An 18,304-nucleotide genomic window follows, 5' to 3' on the forward strand; every position below is an offset into this window, starting at 1 on the left:
CTCTATGAAAGCAGTGATATAATCACACTGATAATGATTCTCTTTATCACTAATTTTTATGAAAGAAGGAATGTCAGATGTTCCATACATACAAGAAAATCGGCGCAACGCTGATTGCCGTGCTGCTCTTCGCCGCTTTGGCCGCATGCGGCAATTCTTCAGACACGAAAGGTTCTTCTGAAAAAGAAGAAACCATCACGTATAAAGCCGAAAACGGCAATATTAAAATTCCGAAGCACCCGAAACGGGTCGTCGTCATGGCTGACGGCTACTACGGCGACTTTAAACAGCTCGGCATCAATGTTGTCGGCGCGCCGCAAAACGTATTTAAAAACCCTTATTACAAAGGGAAAACAAAAGGTGTCACAAACATCGGCGACGGCACGTCCGTTGAAAAAATCATTGACTTAAAGCCGGATTTAATCGTTGTCTGGACGACACAAGGCGCCGATATTGAAAAACTGGAAAAAATCGCGCCGACCATCGCCATTAAATATGACAAGCTCAGCAACATTGATCAATTCAAAGAGTTTGCGAAAATGACAGGCACTGAAGATAAAGCAGACAAATGGCTGGCTGAATGGGATAAAAAAACCGCTGCCGCTAAAACAAAGGTTCAAAAAGCGGTCGGCTCAAAAACCATCTCCATCATGCAGACAAACGGAAAAGACATCTATGTATTCGGTAAAGACTTCGGCCGCGGCGGAAGCATCATTTATGACAAACTCGGGCTGAAGGCCACAAAACTGACGCAGGAAAAAGCCATTAATCAAGGGCCGGGCTACGCCAGCATTTCACTCGAGAAACTGCCTGACTTCGCGGGAGACTACATCTTTATGGGGCCATGGCAGGCCGGCGGTGACGACAAAGGCGTGCTTGACAGCTCAATCTGGAAGAACCTCGATGCCGTCAAACAAAACCATGTCTACCGCATTGATCCGATCGGCTTCTATTTCTCAGACCCGATCTCACTTGAAGGCCAGCTCGACTACATCACAAAAAGCTTAACGAAGTAACCCCGAAGCCGCTGTCACAGCGGCTTTTTATTACGCTTAAAACTTTACAAAAAAATTCATTTATGCTATAATTTACATTTTTAGATTAACATGTATAATAAGATTCTCCCGGCCGGAGATTGATGTAAATAACGGAGGATCTTTATATGAAAGAAAACAAGGCGAGTATGACTTCCCTGCTGTGCGCTTTCGGAAGGGCGTACCACAGTAAATACGACACCCCGGTGATATTTGATGATTTTTTGGCACAAGATCTGATTTCTGAAAAAGAGTATTCGGACATCAGCGATCATCTCATTCAAGGTATATCATTTTTCAATAAAGACATGGCACAGAGGCTTCAAGGCCAACCGGATGACATCTTAAAATGGGTGACTCAAGTACAGCTGTCTCCTACACCGTTAGCCCGTGCCGCATATTGTGAAGAAGTGCTTTTGAATGAAGTGAAGCTCGGGGCCAAACAGTATGTCATCCTTGGCGCGGGTCTGGATACTTTCTGTTTCAGACATCCTGAGGTGACAAACGCCTTAGACATATTTGAAATCGATCATCCCGCTTCACAGGAAGACAAAATAAAGAGATTGAAACATCTGAATCTCGACATTTTCCATCATCTTCATTTTGTACCGATGGACTTCGCCGCTTCGCTTTCTTTCAGCCGTCTGTATCAGGAAGGTTTTTCACGCCAAAAAACCTTTTTCAGCCTGCTCGGTGTGTCATACTACCTTACGAAAGAGCATCTCGCACGCCTGCTCACACAATTATTTGCCGAAGTCCCGCCGGGAAGCTCTATCGTGTTTGATTATGCAGATGAGTCGCTCTTTGAAGAAAGAGGACTGTCAAACAGAGTGGAAAACATGGTGAAAATGGCTGCAGCAAGCGGGGAACCGATGTTATCGTGTTTCAGTTATAAAGAAATCGAAAAGATATTAGAATCATCAGGTCTGCTTATTTATGAACATTTATCTCCGGCGGACGTCAATGACCGTTTTTTCAGCGGACGCACTGACCATTTAACCGCATTCGAGACCATTCATTATATACACGCCGTCAAAAAGTAATCCGCTGCCGCCAACAAAAAAAGACATCTCACTGACGTGAGATGTCTTTTTGTCATACCGATTGTCTGTTGTTTGCAAATTTCTTTGAGACGAAAGGATATAACAGCAAACCGACGAAAAACAGCCCGATACCGAGAATAAAGGTCGTTAAATCGGCCGTTCCGGTAATAATGACGTAAAAAGAATAAATGCAGGCAAGGATGGCGATGATACCGTCTCTTACTCTTGAGCCCTTTATCTCGTCATACGTTTCACCCGTAAAAATGAGCTTCAGGCTGTAAAACGCTGACACGAGATACGGAATCAGATAAGCAAGCGTCGCCGCCGTTGTTAAAAACGTAAACGCGTCACTGATCGTCCGGGAAATAACCGAAAAGATAAAGATCTGTGACATCACGTTCGTTACGATTAACGACACAACCGGGCTTCCCTGTTTATTCGTTTTTGCAAAAGCAGCGGGAAAGTCTCCTGATTTCGCCGCTTGATACGGAACTTCAGAACCGAGAAGAATCCAGCCGAGCATCGTTCCGAACAGACACAAAATCGCCAGAATCGCCATAATGACGCTTCCCGCGCTGCCGACGATCGCGTACAATACGTCAACAAACGGTTTTTCCGAGCCGACAAGCTTACCATGCGGAAGCACGCCCATCGTAATCAATGTCACGATGATATAGATGCTGAGCGCGATCAATAATCCGGTAATGGTGGCGCGTTTCACGTCGCGCTGCGAACGGGCGCGCCCGGATAAAATGACTGCCGATTCAATTCCGACGAACGCCCATAATGTTGAAATCGCCGCATTGTGGATCTGTCCGCCGATTCCCTCAACCGTGTGAGGACCTGTTTGAACAGGAAAATAAAAATGATCGAAAAACGACGTTTGAAATACAAACAAACCTGCAATGATAAAGAAGATAAATCCTAATACTTTTGAAAACGTCGTGACGAAATTTAATTTACTCGCACCGTTAATGCTGGTGACGAGGATCGTGTGAGTGCCCCATAATAAAACCGTACATACGGCAAACGTCAGCAGCTGGCCGAGCGTAACCGCCTGACCGCCGATCGAAAACATTTCACGCTTATCCGTTAAAATCGGGAAAAATGATGTTAAATATCCGGCAAGGCTCGTGATGATCGCCACGTTGCTGATCCAGCTCGCCACCCAGTAGCCCCACACCATCGTGAAGCCCGCTGCATTCCCTTTTTTCCGATCGCTGAACAGCGCACGCGCATAGCTTTGCGGCCCCGCCGTCAGCTCAGGCTTGCGGATGGATAAGTGGCCGAAGACCAGCGCGATCATTAACACACCGGCTCCCGTTAAAAGCCATGCCGATGTGGCGCCGAACGGGCTCGCGATTTTTGCGAGCGTACTCGGAAGCGAAAAGATGCCCGAGCCTACCATATTTCCTACGACAAACGCCGTTAATAACCAAAAACCCCATTTTTTCGTCTGTTCCATTCCTGTACCTCCTGGTTGTTCATTCGTACGGACCAGACCCCGAGACCATATTTACACGCAAAAAAAAGCCTGAACAAAAGTCCATGCTTAAAGAAACACACACACCCTTGATCTCCGGATAGCCCTCCGCGAAAAAGCACGCGGCAGTCCTGCACTTATTCAGATACAGTCCCAGCATAAAGAAGGATCGGCTTTCTTTACACTTCGGCGCTGATGCCTTTAACACATGTTTTGCGGCCCCTTATCAGCCTGGCATGTGCGACTCATCATCAAGCGCAACCTCTACCTCACCGAGAAAGAGTGAGGATTTTTATCATTCAATTCTACTCAGAGGTTATCAGAGATAAAAAGATCTGTCAAAGGGAAATATTAGACGGAAAACGGATAGAGCGTTCGCCCTACCCGTCTTATATGGTCAGCGGTTGTTTTTTTTCTTTTGAACAGCTTCTTGAAGCGGATCGTCTTTCAGAGCTGCACTGGCGTCGTCAAGCGCGCCTTGAATGACGTTTTTGTTTTTATCGCTGTTTTTTCCTTTTTCTTTGTTAAAGAAAGCCATCTGTATCACCTCTTTATCAAATATAGGTACACCTATAATGTGTCTTTTTCCGCGGCAGAATATGCGGAATCCGCGTCTCCTTCCTTTTGGCGGAACAGGTAAAGTTTGTTGATCAAACATGCATTCTCTTGATATATTTGTAATTCAGGGGATTTTGGCAAAAATAAAAAGGAGAAGCGAAAAATGACAGGAAAAACACACATCATGGGAGGCATCGCTTCTTGTTCCGCAATTGCGTATTATTACGGGTATGATCCGGTCCTTATGACCTCAGCGGGTGCCCTCGGGGCGCTGATTCCCGACATATGCCATACGAAAAGTAAAATCGGCAGGACGCTGCCCGTTCTGTCCAAAATCGTAAGCACGGTGTTCGGCCACAGAACGTTTACACACAGCCTGCTGTTTATGCTTATTATGTTTTTCATTACGGCAACCTATATTCCGAATCCGAGCATTTCCGCCGGACTGATGATCGGAATGGCGAGCCACCTTGTACTTGACGCATGGACCGTCAACGGCATTAAACTGCTGTTTCCGTCCGCCATCCGCTTCCGTCTTCCCCTTTATATGAGAACGGGGAGCTTTTCGGAGCAGCTTGTGCTGGCCGGCTTAACGATTGTATCCTGCTATTATTTATACGAACTGGTTCACGGCCGCATCTCTTAAACAAAAAGCGTCTTTTCGCTTTTAGGGTGAGGAGTCATACATATGAAGAAAACCTTTTTCAGCAATCATCGGTTTTTATGCCTGTCCATCCTGTTCATGTGGATGAAAACCTATGCCGTGTATAAGCTCGGTTTCGGTCTGCAGAACAATTCGGTTCTTGAGGAATGTCTGCTTCTCATTAATCCGCTGAGCTTCATTGTGCCGCTGTTCGGCATCGCCCTCTTGCTGACGGAAAAAAAACAGCGGATCTTTCTGCTTTCGGCAAATGTGATGCTGACGGGAATTTTAATCGCGAATACGGTGTTTTACGGGTTTTATATTGATTTTATCACCATACCGGTTTTGTTTCAGGCAAGCAATATGGGTGATATGGGAAGTAGCGTCCAAGAGCTGTTTCACCCGCTTTATATCGCTTTATTTTTGGATATTGCGGTTTTGTTTTATCTTGGTAAAAGGCATAAAGCCGATCAAGGAAAAGCGGGCGCCCGTACCGTTAAAGCGTATGCGTGGGCATCAGCCGGCCTCATGCTGTGCAACCTTGCGCTGTCTGAGGCCGAGCAGCCGAAGCTGTTCAAGCACCCTTTTGATCGTGAAGCGCTCGTAAAAGGAATCGGCCTGTTCCACTTTCATTTGTATGACACCATTTCGCAGACGCTGAATGCAGGGGCTAAAGCGTTTGCCGATGAAGACAGCCTTGCGGCGGTCGCGAATTACACTCAAGCCGGCTACAGCAGGCCGTCCGATTCAAAATTCGGGCTTGCAAAGGGGCGCAATGTGATTTTTGTTACGCTCGAATCAACACAGCGTTTTGTAATGGATGAGCGGGTCAACGGATGGGAGATTACCCCGTTTTTAAACAAACTGCGAAAAAAAAGTTATGACTTCACTCATTTTTATCAGCAGACTGAACAGGGAAAAACCTCAGATTCAGAATTCATTACTGCGAATTCGCTGTATCCGTCTTCAAGCGGCGCCGTTTTTTTTACAAAAAGCGGCCACCGGTTCAATACGATGTACCATATGTTAAAAGATCATCAATACTATTCAGCCGTTCTGCATGCCAATCATAAAGCCTTTTGGAACCGGGATGAGATGTACGGGGCATTCGGAATCGACCGTTTTTTCGACGCGGATGAATTTAAGGTGACACAGGAAAATTCAACAGGCTGGGGCCTGAAGGATAAGGAGTTTCTCGAACAGTCAGCGGAAAAATTAAAGAAGCTTCCGCAGCCGTTTTACGCAAGCCTGCTGACTTTGACCAACCATTTTCCTTTTGAAATTGATCAACAGGATCAGCTCATTGAGGAACCGGACACAAGCAGCGAGTTATTAAACCGCTATGTGACGACGGTCCGCTATGAAGATGAGGCTCTGAAACACTTTTTCAAGAAGCTGAAAAAAGAAGGGCTGTATGACAACGCGATGATCGTCCTGATGGGAGATCATTACGGTATATCCGAAGCCCATAATCAAGGACTTGCCGAATTCTTAGGGAAAGAGGAAATCACTCCGTTTGATACGGTTCAGCTTCAACGCGTGCCGTTTATCATTCATATTCCCGGGGTGACCGACCGTGCGCCGGAAACGATTGCTTCGGCCGCGGGACAGGTTGATGTAAGGCCGACGCTGCTTCACCTGCTCGGCATTGAAACGAAAGGCAGCATTCAGTTCGGCAATGATCTGTTTTCCGGAGAGCGGACACCGTTTGCGGTGCTGAGAAACGGCAGCTTTATCACGGACGATCATATTTATACGAAAAATACGTGTTACAGCCGTAAAACGGGTGAACCGCTTTCTGACATGAGCGCGTGCAGTGATGAGAAAGAAAAAGCGGAACAAGAGCTGATGCTTTCCGATAAAATATTAAACGGCGACCTGCTGCGGTTTTATAAGCAATAAAAAAATCCCTCCGTTATATGGAGGGATTTTTCATGTTTCATATATGAGCCGTCCTGTCATTTTCGTATCATATCCGGATAATTGAGAAAGCTGAGACTTGAATTCCTCAGAATTAAGAATGTCCCGCACGCTTTGAACAAGCTCCCGGTTTTGTTTTAACACAACCACATCGTACTGCTCACTGATCACCGGGATAAAGTCCGTGCCTGCCATATGCGCCGCATGCTGCGACCCGACTCCGATATCCGCCTTTCCGCTTGATACTTGTGAAGCCGCTGACAGATGATCCGTGACAATGTCATGATATCCGGCGACATCAGACGGCGTGATGCCGAATGATCTGAGCTGTTCATCCAGCAGCACCCTCGCGCCTGATCCTTTTTCGCGATTGACGATGCGGACATCCTTTCGGCTCAAGTCCTGAAAGCCCTGAATGTTCAGCGGATTGCCCTTTTTCACATATAATCCGGCCTGACGAAGCACGACATGAAAAAGCGCAAACGGCTCCCCTGAAAGAATGCGCTTCACATACGGGATGTTATACTGCCCCGTCTCCCCATCGTATAAATGCAGACTGACGATGTCACAGGCCCCGCGGTACATCTCGATCAGGCTGTTCAAACTGCCGCTGTACTTGCGGAGCGGAGCCGCCTGTATTGTTTGTTCCAGCTGTTTGCTGAGGAGGTCCATCGACACATCCTGCCCGCTGATGATAACAGACTGCCTTTTTTCCGGCTCCCGCCCGCGTGACGGGTCAGGCGCTTCTGCTGCGGATGGCTTTTTTGACATTCTCATGTTTGCTTTATATTGTTTTAAGTCCTCTTCATCGACCCTCATCTGTCTTCCGACCCTGTACGCCGGAATGAGTCCTTTTTTTATCAAATCATATACTGTCAGTTTGGAGACCTTCAAAAGGCCCGCAACTTCTTCTATTGTATAGGAAGTGGCTTCTGTCATATTATCACGCTCCGTTTTTATTATAACTGTTCAGATATTGAAAAAAAACCGCACCATCACGTACAATTGCGTTATAATTAGTTTGATCTAATGATATTTAGCTATAAGGGGTGCACAATGTTGAAAAAGAAAGCGACACTACTCACAACTGCGGCTATGGCCGTTTTCCTCGCAACTGCGGGCTGCTCATCCGGACAATCGTCCAAAGGCGGACAAAACGAAAACGTCACGCTGACCGTTTCTGCGGCAGCCAGCGCTCAGGATGCACTTGAAGAAATCCAGACCAACTACGAAAAATCACATTCAAACGTAACCATTCAAGACAACTTCGGATCATCAGGCACATTGCAAAAACAAATTTCCCAAGGCGCGGGAGCTGATTTATTCTTCTCGGCAGCCGAAGATAAATTCGAAAAGCTCGTTCATGACGGAGATATCGACAAAAAGGACAGCACGGATCTTTTGAAAAATGATCTCGTCATGATCGTGCCTGAGAAAAACAGCGCACACCTGACACATCTGAATGACCTGAAAAAAGACAGCGCGGAAAAAATCGCGCTCGGCACGCCTGAATCCGTTCCGGCCGGACAATACGCCAAACAGTCACTGACGGCATTATCCCTGTGGGACAAGGTAAAAGATAAAGCCGTCTATGCAAAAGACGTCCGCCAGGTGCTTTCTTATGTTGAAACCGGAAATGTCGATGCCGGGCTTGTCTATAAAACAGACGCGCTGATTTCGAAAAAGGTGAAAATCACCGATGAAGCGCCGGCGAAAACGCACGATCCGATCGTGTATCCTGTCGGCATCGTCAAGGATACAAAGCACCGTAAAGAAGCAGAAGCGTTTTATCAGTATCTGCAGTCAGATGAAGCGATGAAAGTGTTTAAGAAATATGGATTTACTGCCAAGTAACATTACGGCTTCGGAGTTTTTCACTCCCGTCGTACTGTCATTTGAGGTGGCTTTGGCGTCGGGCATCGCCGTCATCATTCTCGGAACGCTTGCCGGCGCCTGGATGGCGAAAGCGCGATTCCCCGGAAAAACGGCTGTGGAGACTCTGTTTATGCTCCCGCTCGTTCTTCCGCCTACCGTTGTCGGCTTCATTCTCATTATCATTTTCGGGAAACACAGCTTTATCGGCCGGGCGATTGAGCGGATTTTTCACCAGCCCGTCATTTTCACGTGGTCGGCCGCGGTGATCGCTTCGGCCATTGTCGCCTTCCCGCTTATGTATCAGTCCGCTAAAACCGGCTTCGCCGCGGTTGATGCTGACATCGAGGGAGCGGCGAAAGTAGACGGAGCCGGCAGGTGGCAGGTGTTCACCCGTATTTCCGTCCCGCTTGCCTTTCCCTCCCTCTTGACCGGAAGCATTCTCAGTATTGCAAGGGCGCTAGGTGAATTCGGAGCGACTTTAATGTTTGCGGGAAATATTCCCGGCGTCACCCAAACGCTGCCGACAGCGATTTACGTCGCGATGGACTCCGGCAATGAAACACTCGCCTGGGTGTGGGTGATCTGTATTGTGATCATTTCTTTTCTGATGCTGTTTTTCATCCAATTGAAAAAACCCGCTTGACCGATCCGCCTTCCGCGCACCTTTCGCCGGGAGGCTTTTTGATTTAAAATCGGATGGTATATAATGAAACAAAAACACACAAAGGGTGCGGCTATGAAGATTAATGTCATTATCGCGGATGATAATTCTTTCATCAGAGAAGGAATGAAAATCATTTTGCATACATATGAGGAATTTACTGTATCGGCAACGTTGGAAAACGGACTCGAGGCGGCAGAGTATTGTAAACACAACCCCGTCGATATCGCCTTGCTGGACGTCCGCATGCCGGTGATGAACGGCGTCGAAGCCGCAAAACGGATCGCTGAGGAAACGGATACGAAGCCGATGATCCTGACGACATTTGACGACGATGAGTATATTTTAGAAGCGATTAAAAACGGCGCGAAAGGATATTTATTAAAAAACACCGAACCGGAACGGATCCGCGATGCGATCAAAAGCGTTTTCAACGGGCACAGCATTCTTCAGGACACCGTGCTGGACAAAATAAAAGACAGTCTTTTCCGGCCGGCGGAAGCCGCCCATCAGATTGATGAAAGCCAGTTTACTGAAAGAGAGCTCAGCATCATGTCGCTTATTGCGAAAGGACTGTCGAACAGGGAAATTTCAAAACAGCTTTTCATTTCTGAAGGGACGACGGCCAATTATATTTCATCTATTTTAGGGAAAACGGGGCTTGAGCACAGAACGCAGATCGCCATTTTTTATATCACCGGGAAGGTGGATAACGGGCGTTGAACGGTATGGATTTTTGGATGCTGATGAGCAGACTGATCGCCATTTTTTATACGGCTTTTTTGTTCGTATCGGCTGACCGCCCTTACACGCCGTACGCCGTCTTGTTTCTGCTGCTTTATCTGTCTTTGGGCATCGCGGTCTGCATGATCAGGCCGCCCGTTTGGAGGCGCGGGATCACCCTCATGGCGCTGGCATTGACCGCTTGGCTTTCCGCCTTAGGCCATCCGGCGTTTCTGTTTCTTTTGCCGCCCGCCATTTTTGCGGTTCTTGCCGAATATCCGGTTCACCGCTATGTGTTCTGCCTGCTCGTGTTTTTGCCGTTTTTATTTATCCCGTACGGCGACCTTCCGACTTATATCGTCATGACCTTGTTCTGTCTGGCGATATTCGTTTTGGCCGCCCGGTCCGGCAATCGGCTGAAGAAATATGAAGAACAGTCGGACATCATGCGCTCAAGCATTGAAAAACTGACGAAACAGCTGCACAGCAGCACGGAATATATCAAACAATCGGAGTACACCGGCAAACTCGAGGAAAGAAACAGATTATCCCAAGCCATCCATGATAAAATCGGCCATTCCATGACCGGCGCGCTCATTCAGATGGAAGCGGCGAAGCGGATGCTCGGCTCCCATCCGGACAAAGCGGCTGAACTGCTCCAAAACGCCATTACCATTTCCAAAGAGGGCATAGAGGATATCCGCATAACGCTGAAAAATATGAAACCGCCCGCTGAACAAATGGGCATTCACAGATTAAGAACGTTTATTGATGAATTTTCGGCCAAAAACGGGATGCCGGTTCCGTTTACGCATCAAGGCGATTTGGACAGGCTGACGCAAATGCATTGGAGAGTCATTCAGGAAAACGTAACCGAAGCTTTGACCAATGCGATGAAATACGCCGATGCCACGCAGATTTTCATTGATATCCATGTACTGAATAAAGCCGTGAAAGCGGAAGTGAAAGATAACGGAAACGGCGCCGTCCGCTTTAAAAAAGGCCTCGGCATGCTCGGTATGGAAGAACGGGCGGCCGTCCTGCACGGAACCGTTATTTTTGACGGCACGGCCGGTTTTTCCGTCACGACATTGCTTCCGGTTGAATAAGTGAATGTTTTCATGTGAAAAATATGAAGATTCTCATGTCAAAAGAATGAACAGCTGCACTAACGGCCGTTCATTCTTTTTTTTATAATAAGAGCATCATAAGACATAGAGGTGGAAACATGAACATTTTGGAGCTCAAACAGCTGAGTAAGAAATTCGGTGATTATGCCGCCGTTGACCAGATGTCGCTTGCCGTAAAAGAAGGTGAGATTTTCGGGTTTCTCGGCGCAAACGGAGCCGGAAAAAGCACGACGATCAATATGATCTCAGGTCTTTTAAAACCTTCAGGCGGAGACATTCTGTTTCTCGGAAAAGATATTTTCAAATATAGCAAAGCAACGAAAATGAATATCGGTATCGTCCCTCAGGACCTCGCGATTTACGAAGAATTAAACGCCTATGAAAATGTGAAGTTCTTCGCAGGTCTGTACGGCCTGAGAGGTGCGGCTCTGAAAGAACGGGTCGAGGAAGCCCTGACATTCGTCGGCTTGAGCGATAAACACAAATATTTGCCGAAGCATTTTTCCGGCGGAATGAAACGCAGGCTTAATATCGCCTGCGCCCTTGCCCACCGGCCGAAACTGATCATCATGGATGAACCGACGGTCGGCATTGACCCGCAATCAAGAAATTATATTCTGCAATCAGTGAAAAAGCTGAATGAAATGGGATGCACGATCATCTACACGAGCCACTACATGGAGGAAGTGGAAGAAATATGCACGCGCATCGCTATCATCGACCACGGAAAAGTCATCGCCGAAGGCACAAAAGAACAGCTGACCTCCATCATTACCGACACGAAGGACGTCGTGATTGAGCTGTCATCCGGAAACGGCATCAGCCTCGGCGATATTCAGGAGGTGCCCGGCGTCAGAGCCGCCGCACTGGAAGAAAACAGCGTGAAAATCAGCTCTGACACAGGGGTCAACAATTTAAACCGCCTGATCCGGTACTTCATGGACAAAGGCATTGAAATCCGCTCCTTGCAGGAACAGGCCCCTGACTTAGAAACGGTATTTCTCACGCTGACAGGCAGAAGCCTGCGCGACTGACCCAACTGAAAGGAGGATTGCAAATGAATATTCTGCACATCGCAGGGAAAGAAATCAAAATCAGTTTCCGCGACAGACGGACTTTTATTTTCATGCTTGCTTTTCCGATTGTCTTCATGCTGATTTTCACCGCGGCATTATCTAACGCCTTTGATTCAGAGGTGACGGTCGGAAACATCAAGGTGGTATATACGGACCAGTCAAACGGCCCTCTTTCTCATGATTTTACTGAGTTTATGAAAGCCGCCAAAAAAGAGCATGTCTATTTTCAAAAAGCGGACACGGAGGCAAAAGGCAAAAACGAGGTTCGAGAAAATCAGGCGGATGCTTTCGTCACTGTAAAAAACACCGGGTTCCAAGTCTATACAAATGACCGGAGCGGCATCAACGGCACGATCGTCCAAGGCATGCTGACCGCTTTTACCAATCAATACAAAGCAGGCGCCGCCGCTTACAAGGCGCATAAGGCACCTTTCGCCGGACAAATCAAAAGCGATTATATGAAGCAGACGTCTTTACACAAAGCGAAAGAACCGAAGGCGAAAGATTTTTACGCGATATCCATGACGACGATGATCGGGCTGTACGCCTCGATTTTTGCCAGCTCCTTATTCCGCGGGGAAAGAGTACGGCACACCGCGGATCGCCTGATCGCCGCCCCGCTCCGGAAAAGCGATATCTTTCTCGGAAAGATGCTCGGCATTTTGGCTGTGAATGTTCTGACGATTCTTGCCGTTGTCGCCTTCAGCAAATTTATCTTGAAAGCGAACTGGGGCAGCCACATGGGACTTGTGCTGTTGATTCTCGTTTCTGAAATTCTTTTGGCCGTCAGCTTCGGGCTCAGCCTGAGCTATTTGACCAGAAAACCCGAAAGCGCCAGATTAATCACCGTCATCATCGTTCAGGTAATGTCCATTATCGGCGGCGCCTATTACAAATATGAAGGCGGAGGAATTTCCGCCCTGTCGCCCTTATCCTGGATCAATAAGGCGATTAACAACATCATTTACGCAAATGATGTATCAGCGGCATGGCCTGCACTCGGATTAAATACAGCATTGGCGGCACTCTTTTTGCTGATCGCCGCATTTACGTTTCAAAGACGGGAGGGACTGTAATATGAAAAACTTCTGGTGGCTGTTTGCACACACTCTCAAAGGAATTACAAAAAGCAAAAAACAGCTCATTCTTTATATCGGGGCTCCGCTGATCGGCGTCTTCCTCTCCTTCATGACCAATGCCAACGGCGGAGCCGAAACGCTCAATATCGGCATTCTCAATCAAGACGGCGGAGAAGTGGCACAGAATACGGTCACGTTTTTAAAAGGACTGGATCATGTGAAGATTTCGGAGGAAACGGCTGCGTCCGCCTCATCAAAGATCGCTTCAGGAAAAATGGAGGCGCTCATTACGTTTGAAAAAGGCTTCTCCCAAAGCGTAAAAGACGGGAAACCGTCTCACATCGGCATGACCTCGCTGAAAGGCGCCCAGGTCACCGGATATGTCAGCTCTTATTTGTACAATTATATGAACAGCGCCGCCTCACTCGGCAAATCTTCCGGCGGAGACGCGAAGGCCTTTCAGGCGATGTACGCCGATTTCAAGCATTCTCCGATTCAAACGGAGTCCGCTGTTTTACAAGATACTTCGAACCATAAAGAAATGACATACTCAGTCATCGGGTATCTCATTATCATTATGCTCTATTCCGCCGGCAACCTGACGGAACTGATGATTAAAGAGAGAGAAAACAGGACGTACTACAGGCTTCTGTCAACGCCGATCACGTCAAAGCAGTATGTATTGGCGAACGCGGCGGTGAATATGATCATCATGGCCGTCCAAATTATATTCGCCGTTCTCTTTATGGGCGCCGCTTTTCATATTCATCCGTCATTCCCGCTGTGGCAGCTGTTCGTCCTGATGATGCTGTTTGCATTAAGCGCAATCGGGATCGCCTTTATTGCCGTCGGTTTTTCCAACAGCAGCTCTTCGGCATCGGCGCTTTTGAACTTGATCGTCGTACCGACATGCTTGCTCGCCGGCTGCTTTTTTCCGGGCAATATTATGCCGAAAACAGTGCAGACAATCGCCGAATTTCTGCCTCAGCGCTGGGTGCTTGATACGGTCGATCAATTGCAGCACGGCCGCACGCTCCAAAGCCTGACGCTGAACATCATCATTTTGGGAGCCTTCGCCGCCGCCCTGTTATTAATAGCCGCATACAGGTTCAGCGTAAAACGTCAGACACAGACATTTATGTAAAGAAAAACAGCCCCGTAAAGGGCTGTTTTTTCTTAGAACAGAAGCTCGTCCGGATTCGGTCCGACACGCTCGTCTTTGTTTAATGCGCTGATCTTTTCCATTTCTTCCTGTGACAGTTCGAAATCAAAAATATCGGCATTTTCTATGATGCGGTGCTCTTTAATCGATTTCGGAATGGTAATGACTTCGTTCTGAAGATCCCAGCGCAAAATCACTTGAGCAACCGATTTGTTATGTTTTTCCGCAATTTGTGACAGCACTTCGTTATCAAGGAGCTGTCCCTGCATCAATGGAGACCACGCTTCCACTTGAATGCCCTGCGCTTTGCAGAAATCTCTTACTTCTTTTTGAGTCAGGCGCGGGTGGAATTCAATCTGGTTGACCATCGGCTTGATTTCAGCATCTTTCAGCAGTTCTTCTAAATGATGCACTTGGAAGTTGCTGACGCCGATGGCGCGGATTTTTCCGTCTTTGTACAGCTTTTCAAGAGCGCGCCATGTGTCTTTATATTTATCCTTGCCCGGCCAGTGAATCAGGTAAAGGTCGAGGTAATCGAGGCCGAGGCGCTCAAGGCTTTTCTCAAACGCGTCAAGTGTCGTTTCGTATCCTTGATCTTCATTCCACACTTTTGACGTGATGAACAGCTCTTCTCTGGCAACGCCCGCAGCTCTGATGCCTTCGCCGACACCCTCTTCATTTTTATAAATAGCCGCCGTATCAATGCTGCGGTAGCCGTTTCTGATTGCCGCTTCGACGGAGTCCGCCGCTACGCTTCCGTTTTCCACCTTGAAGACGCCAAGGCCGAACCACGGCATTTCAACGCCATTATGAAGCTTTACAGTATCTTTTAAGCTTTTTGCCACGTTGAACCATCCTTTCTAGTCATTATGTAAACGGTTATTATTATCTCACATTTCCGCCGTAAGAAACCAATTATACGCTCATCGTTATAACAAAAACCATCTTTAGTGCCCAAGTACCACCAACGTTATTATTTTCCTATTTTTCAAAAATTCCGGTTAATCGGGTAACTGTCCGGGTAAATCGCTACTGTAGCCACCACACAATTGAAGGAGGAAATCATATGAAACGTATGCGTATCCCGATGTCCGTTGCCCTTGGCGCCGCTTTGTCTCTGACTCCTCTGTCCTTTGTATCCGCAAAAGAAAACCCGGTCCCTCAAAACTTGGCTCAGCAAACATCAGATGTCTCAGCAAAAGATGTCGGATTAAACATTGACGTTGACCTGCTCGGCATCGGCAATTCGATTGCTGACGCGATTAAGTCGGCGCAAAACCGTGACGGCTTCGTCAAAAACTTAATGGAATCTTCATTCTACGCTTCCGGACAAAAATATAATGTCATGGTGTTTAATTTAAGCCAGGAATATGAAGATCATTTTAACGGCGTTCAGTTTTACGGTTCCGCCGTTTATGACGGCATCACGTACGGCATTTGGGTGTTTGAAGACGGAAGCTTCACCAACAAAGGAGATGGCGGCTGGATCAACTGGGCCTTCAGAGGCTGGTTTGACCGCGACGGCGATCACGTCGAATTCCATCGTCCGTAATCTAAAAAAGTCCGGCGAACAGATGCCGGACTTTTTTTATTCATCTCCGTCAAGCATGGCCGCTTCCACATCATTGATGTATTGGCGAAGCTCATGCGACATGTCGCGGGAAATTTCCCGCTCTTCGAATAATGTTTGGATTTCGTTGCGGATGGCCTGTACGGCCCGCAGTTTGATTTCGAGTTTTTGATTTTCAAAACGGCGGCTCGGATTCTGTTCGTGATACGAGTGCCCCAGCCTGAAAATCAAGTGATTGTAAAAGGAAATGACGGCAAGCGTCACATCTTTATTTTCTTCAGTCATGTGTTTTTTCAGGCTTTCAATGGCCGCTTTTGCCGTTTTAACCCTTGTGGAGCGAATGAGACCTTCTTCATTTAAAATCGACATTTCCGGCTTTTTATGTTCACCGAAAAAGATCCAGTACATCAGGCGTTTCAGCTTTTTCTTAGATAAGCCGACTTTAAACGGATTCGTATACAGCACTTCCAGTTCATCAAACCGTTCCTGAAGGCTGTCAGCCGTTTCTTCCGGTATGTCGCCCCGCTCAATCAGCCGCAGCAATTCTTCCTGTTCTGCCTGTATCCCTTGGGCGCGGACTTTCCGCTCATCTTTTTTCGTGCGATTTTTGACGGTGAACTGCTGAAACCTGAGATTTTTCATTTTCTCATTGTATTCGGCAATGACCGCAAAAGAAGCCGTTTTGTTTGTCTCATTCATATTTTCTTTAATGGCGGTTAAGGCAGCTTTTATCAGCTTCCGTCTCGCTGTCAGCAATTTGACTTTCTTCTCTTTCACATTGTCTTCCGGCTTATCTGTCAAAATCGGCAGTACGATTGTCGCCAGCACCAATGTGCACAAAATAACGCCCGCGGCTAAAAAGAGAATCAAATTCCGTTCAGGAAACGGTGAGCCGTCAGAGAGCACGTAAGGAATGGAAAAGGAACCCGCAAGCGTGACCGCTCCCCTGACGCCTGAAACCGAAATCAGCAGGGTCGAGCGCAGGCCGGGTTTATAAATGCTCTGATCCTTGTTAAAAAACCACTTGCCGTTCCAAAAAAACAGCACCCACAAAAACCTGAGAATCATTAACGTCAGCGTAATGACGATAATATACCCGATGACCATCATATTGTTAAACGCGGTATCATTAAAGATGACGGAAACCACGTCCGGTATTTGCGCACCTAAAATAACGAAAACAAGACCGTTCAGAATGAACAAAATAATATTCCACGTACTTGAAGAGACGATTTGCAGTTTGACCATCGTTGATTCAAGACGGTCCTGCTCCACCGCATGCGTGATGCCGCCGGCCACAACAGCTAGAATGCCGGAAACGCCGATTTCTTCAGCCGCGAGATAGATGACAAACGGCGTCAGAATTTGAATCAGCATATGCATCGTGACATCCTGCATGCCGAGACGGCGCAAAAACAGCCGGAAACGGATAATCAAAAAAGAAATGACGACACCGCTGAGTAAACCGCCGGCTGAAATCAGAACGAAACTGAAGGCGGCCTGCGCCAGCGAAAATGCGCCCGTCACGGCAGCCGCAATCGCAAATTTAAAAGCGACCAGGCCGGATGCATCATTCATCAGTCCTTCTCCTTCAAGGAGACGCAGAATGCCTTTTGGCATCTTCACTCGCCCTGACAGCGCGCTGACTGCGACAACGTCAGTCGGTGACAGTATCGCCGCCAGCCCGAACGCAGCAGCCAGCGGAATGCTCGGAATCATCCAATGAATCGTGTAACCGCCGACAATCACCGTGGCAAACACGAGCCCGAGCGCAAGCAGCAAAATCGGCGCTCTTAAATTCCAAAGTTCCGCACGCGGCGTCCGTTTTCCATCGTTAAAAAGCAGCGGAGCGATAAACAAAACAAAAAACAATTCGGTATTCAGTTCAAAATGAAGCCCCTGCGGAAATGACGCCGCTATGATACCGAGCGCCACCTGAATCAGAGGCACTGGGATAAAGGGGACAAACCGATTTACGATATTTGAGATCGCGATGATGGTTAAAAGTACGAGTACGACTAAAAATATGTCCAAAGCATGACCTCCTTCATCTGCTGCATCATATCATTATTGCCTGTTCTCTGCCTTTGCCAAAGGCCGGAGCCGATGATCGGGCAGATTCAATATATTTTCCGCACGCAACCATTCTTCTTTTATTTTACCCGTTTTTATTTAAAATTTCTCATAACGTGCTCACGGCGAACTTTTTTTGCCTTCGGCTACATTTTTTCCGGAAAAAGAAAAAGCCTGTTTTCTCTGAAAACAGGCTTTTTCGCAAGCTGCGTCATCTGTTTCATGACGCGGTGCAGCGTTTATGCTGCTTAGTAAAGGATAGAGAACGCACCGT

The 18,304-nt window shown here is 47.4% G+C and carries 17 protein-coding genes and 1 riboswitch; of the genes, 12 read left to right on the top strand and 5 right to left on the bottom strand.

From position 1 onward, the window contains the following. Positions 1-77: 77 nt before the first annotated feature. Positions 78-1,016, top strand: a complete 939-nt coding sequence (locus OTK50_RS11245; RefSeq protein WP_139886816.1) for an iron-hydroxamate ABC transporter substrate-binding protein — start codon at positions 78-80, stop codon at positions 1,014-1,016. A 146-nt stretch (positions 1,017-1,162) separates the two neighbouring features. After that, positions 1,163-2,077, top strand: a complete 915-nt coding sequence (locus tag OTK50_RS11250) for a class I SAM-dependent methyltransferase (protein WP_025649273.1) — start codon at positions 1,163-1,165, stop codon at positions 2,075-2,077. 52 nt (positions 2,078-2,129) lie between these two features. On the opposite strand, the gene OTK50_RS11255 is transcribed toward OTK50_RS11250, so the two are convergent. Next, the gene (locus tag OTK50_RS11255) at positions 2,130-3,542 is read right to left on the bottom strand and encodes an amino acid permease (protein ID WP_071392268.1); all 1,413 of its coding nucleotides are present in this window, start codon (positions 3,540-3,542) and stop codon (positions 2,130-2,132) included. 111 nt (positions 3,543-3,653) lie between these two features. Next, positions 3,654-3,835, bottom strand: a riboswitch (Lysine riboswitch). Between the two features lie 122 nt (positions 3,836-3,957). After that, positions 3,958-4,098 carry a small acid-soluble spore protein SspJ gene (gene sspJ / locus OTK50_RS11260; RefSeq protein ID WP_003151760.1) on the bottom strand — a complete coding sequence of 47 codons (141 nt, stop codon included), beginning with the start codon at positions 4,096-4,098 and terminating at the stop codon, positions 3,958-3,960. Between the two features lie 183 nt (positions 4,099-4,281). On the opposite strand from sspJ, the gene OTK50_RS11265 reads away from it, so the two are divergent. Continuing rightward, complete coding sequence (locus OTK50_RS11265; RefSeq protein WP_003151759.1) at positions 4,282-4,764, top strand: metal-dependent hydrolase; 483 nt, start codon at positions 4,282-4,284, stop codon at positions 4,762-4,764. A gap of 42 nt (positions 4,765-4,806) precedes the next feature. Next, positions 4,807-6,663, top strand: coding sequence for an LTA synthase family protein (locus OTK50_RS11270; protein ID WP_025649274.1), 1,857 nt, complete (start codon positions 4,807-4,809; stop codon positions 6,661-6,663). 30 nt (positions 6,664-6,693) lie between these two features. Here the strand turns inward: OTK50_RS11270 and OTK50_RS11275 are convergent, their stop codons facing one another. Next, on the bottom strand, positions 6,694-7,620 hold the full coding sequence (locus tag OTK50_RS11275) for a substrate-binding domain-containing protein (protein ID WP_003151757.1): 927 nt from the start codon (positions 7,618-7,620) through the stop codon (positions 6,694-6,696). Positions 7,621-7,737: 117 nt separating this feature from the next. Between OTK50_RS11275 and modA the strand changes: the two genes are divergently transcribed. The 7 genes from modA to OTK50_RS11310 all read left to right on the top strand — a co-directional run bounded on the left by modA (position 7,738) and on the right by OTK50_RS11310 (position 14,369). Further along, the gene (modA, locus tag OTK50_RS11280; protein ID WP_266121879.1) at positions 7,738-8,535 is read left to right on the top strand and encodes a molybdate ABC transporter substrate-binding protein; all 798 of its coding nucleotides are present in this window, start codon (positions 7,738-7,740) and stop codon (positions 8,533-8,535) included. Then, positions 8,516-9,199 carry a molybdate ABC transporter permease subunit gene (gene modB, locus OTK50_RS11285; RefSeq protein WP_014305804.1) on the top strand — a complete coding sequence of 228 codons (684 nt, stop codon included), beginning with the start codon at positions 8,516-8,518 and terminating at the stop codon, positions 9,197-9,199. The genes modA and modB overlap by 20 nt, the downstream gene beginning before the upstream one ends. Positions 9,200-9,292: 93 nt before the next feature. Next, positions 9,293-9,940, top strand: a complete 648-nt coding sequence (locus OTK50_RS11290) for a response regulator transcription factor (RefSeq protein ID WP_003151754.1) — start codon at positions 9,293-9,295, stop codon at positions 9,938-9,940. Positions 9,941-9,945: 5 nt separating this feature from the next. Next, positions 9,946-11,049 (top strand): sensor histidine kinase, encoded by a 1,104-nt coding sequence (locus OTK50_RS11295; RefSeq protein ID WP_025649276.1) that lies wholly within the window; start codon positions 9,946-9,948, stop codon positions 11,047-11,049. A 119-nt stretch (positions 11,050-11,168) separates the two neighbouring features. After that, complete coding sequence (locus tag OTK50_RS11300; RefSeq protein WP_266121880.1) at positions 11,169-12,104, top strand: ABC transporter ATP-binding protein; 936 nt, start codon at positions 11,169-11,171, stop codon at positions 12,102-12,104. A 23-nt stretch (positions 12,105-12,127) separates the two neighbouring features. After that, positions 12,128-13,222 carry an ABC transporter permease gene (locus OTK50_RS11305; protein ID WP_266121881.1) on the top strand — a complete coding sequence of 365 codons (1,095 nt, stop codon included), beginning with the start codon at positions 12,128-12,130 and terminating at the stop codon, positions 13,220-13,222. A 1-nt stretch (position 13,223) separates the two neighbouring features. Continuing rightward, on the top strand, positions 13,224-14,369 hold the full coding sequence (locus OTK50_RS11310) for an ABC transporter permease (RefSeq protein WP_266121882.1): 1,146 nt from the start codon (positions 13,224-13,226) through the stop codon (positions 14,367-14,369). 32 nt (positions 14,370-14,401) lie between these two features. Here the strand turns inward: OTK50_RS11310 and OTK50_RS11315 are convergent, their stop codons facing one another. Further along, a complete protein-coding gene (locus OTK50_RS11315) occupies positions 14,402-15,232 on the bottom strand; it encodes an aldo/keto reductase (RefSeq protein WP_154066738.1) in 831 nt (276 codons plus the stop codon). Between the two features lie 221 nt (positions 15,233-15,453). On the opposite strand from OTK50_RS11315, the gene OTK50_RS11320 reads away from it, so the two are divergent. After that, positions 15,454-15,939 (top strand): stress protein, encoded by a 486-nt coding sequence (locus OTK50_RS11320; RefSeq protein ID WP_182069514.1) that lies wholly within the window; start codon positions 15,454-15,456, stop codon positions 15,937-15,939. Positions 15,940-15,975: 36 nt separating this feature from the next. Here the strand turns inward: OTK50_RS11320 and OTK50_RS11325 are convergent, their stop codons facing one another. Next, positions 15,976-17,991 carry a Na+/H+ antiporter gene (locus OTK50_RS11325; protein WP_166705801.1) on the bottom strand — a complete coding sequence of 672 codons (2,016 nt, stop codon included), beginning with the start codon at positions 17,989-17,991 and terminating at the stop codon, positions 15,976-15,978. Positions 17,992-18,304: the final 313 nt, after the last annotated feature.

Origin of the sequence: Bacillus sp. NEAU-CP5 (assembly GCF_026420705.1) — a bacterium.
GTDB lineage: Bacteria > Bacillota > Bacilli > Bacillales > Bacillaceae > Bacillus > Bacillus velezensis.

Coding starts and splice junctions, on each gene's coding strand:
- OTK50_RS11245 (WP_139886816.1), top strand. CDS start 78: ATGTTCCATACATACAAGAAAATCGGCGCAACGCTGATTGCCGTGCTG.
- OTK50_RS11250 (WP_025649273.1), top strand. CDS start 1,163: ATGAAAGAAAACAAGGCGAGTATGACTTCCCTGCTGTGCGCTTTCGGA.
- OTK50_RS11255 (WP_071392268.1), bottom strand. CDS start 3,542: ATGGAACAGACGAAAAAATGGGGTTTTTGGTTATTAACGGCGTTTGTC.
- sspJ (WP_003151760.1), bottom strand. CDS start 4,098: ATGGCTTTCTTTAACAAAGAAAAAGGAAAAAACAGCGATAAAAACAAA.
- OTK50_RS11265 (WP_003151759.1), top strand. CDS start 4,282: ATGACAGGAAAAACACACATCATGGGAGGCATCGCTTCTTGTTCCGCA.
- OTK50_RS11270 (WP_025649274.1), top strand. CDS start 4,807: ATGAAGAAAACCTTTTTCAGCAATCATCGGTTTTTATGCCTGTCCATC.
- OTK50_RS11275 (WP_003151757.1), bottom strand. CDS start 7,620: ATGACAGAAGCCACTTCCTATACAATAGAAGAAGTTGCGGGCCTTTTG.
- modA (WP_266121879.1), top strand. CDS start 7,738: ATGTTGAAAAAGAAAGCGACACTACTCACAACTGCGGCTATGGCCGTT.
- modB (WP_014305804.1), top strand. CDS start 8,516: ATGGATTTACTGCCAAGTAACATTACGGCTTCGGAGTTTTTCACTCCC.
- OTK50_RS11290 (WP_003151754.1), top strand. CDS start 9,293: ATGAAGATTAATGTCATTATCGCGGATGATAATTCTTTCATCAGAGAA.
- OTK50_RS11295 (WP_025649276.1), top strand. CDS start 9,946: ATGGATTTTTGGATGCTGATGAGCAGACTGATCGCCATTTTTTATACG.
- OTK50_RS11300 (WP_266121880.1), top strand. CDS start 11,169: ATGAACATTTTGGAGCTCAAACAGCTGAGTAAGAAATTCGGTGATTAT.
- OTK50_RS11305 (WP_266121881.1), top strand. CDS start 12,128: ATGAATATTCTGCACATCGCAGGGAAAGAAATCAAAATCAGTTTCCGC.
- OTK50_RS11310 (WP_266121882.1), top strand. CDS start 13,224: ATGAAAAACTTCTGGTGGCTGTTTGCACACACTCTCAAAGGAATTACA.
- OTK50_RS11320 (WP_182069514.1), top strand. CDS start 15,454: ATGAAACGTATGCGTATCCCGATGTCCGTTGCCCTTGGCGCCGCTTTG.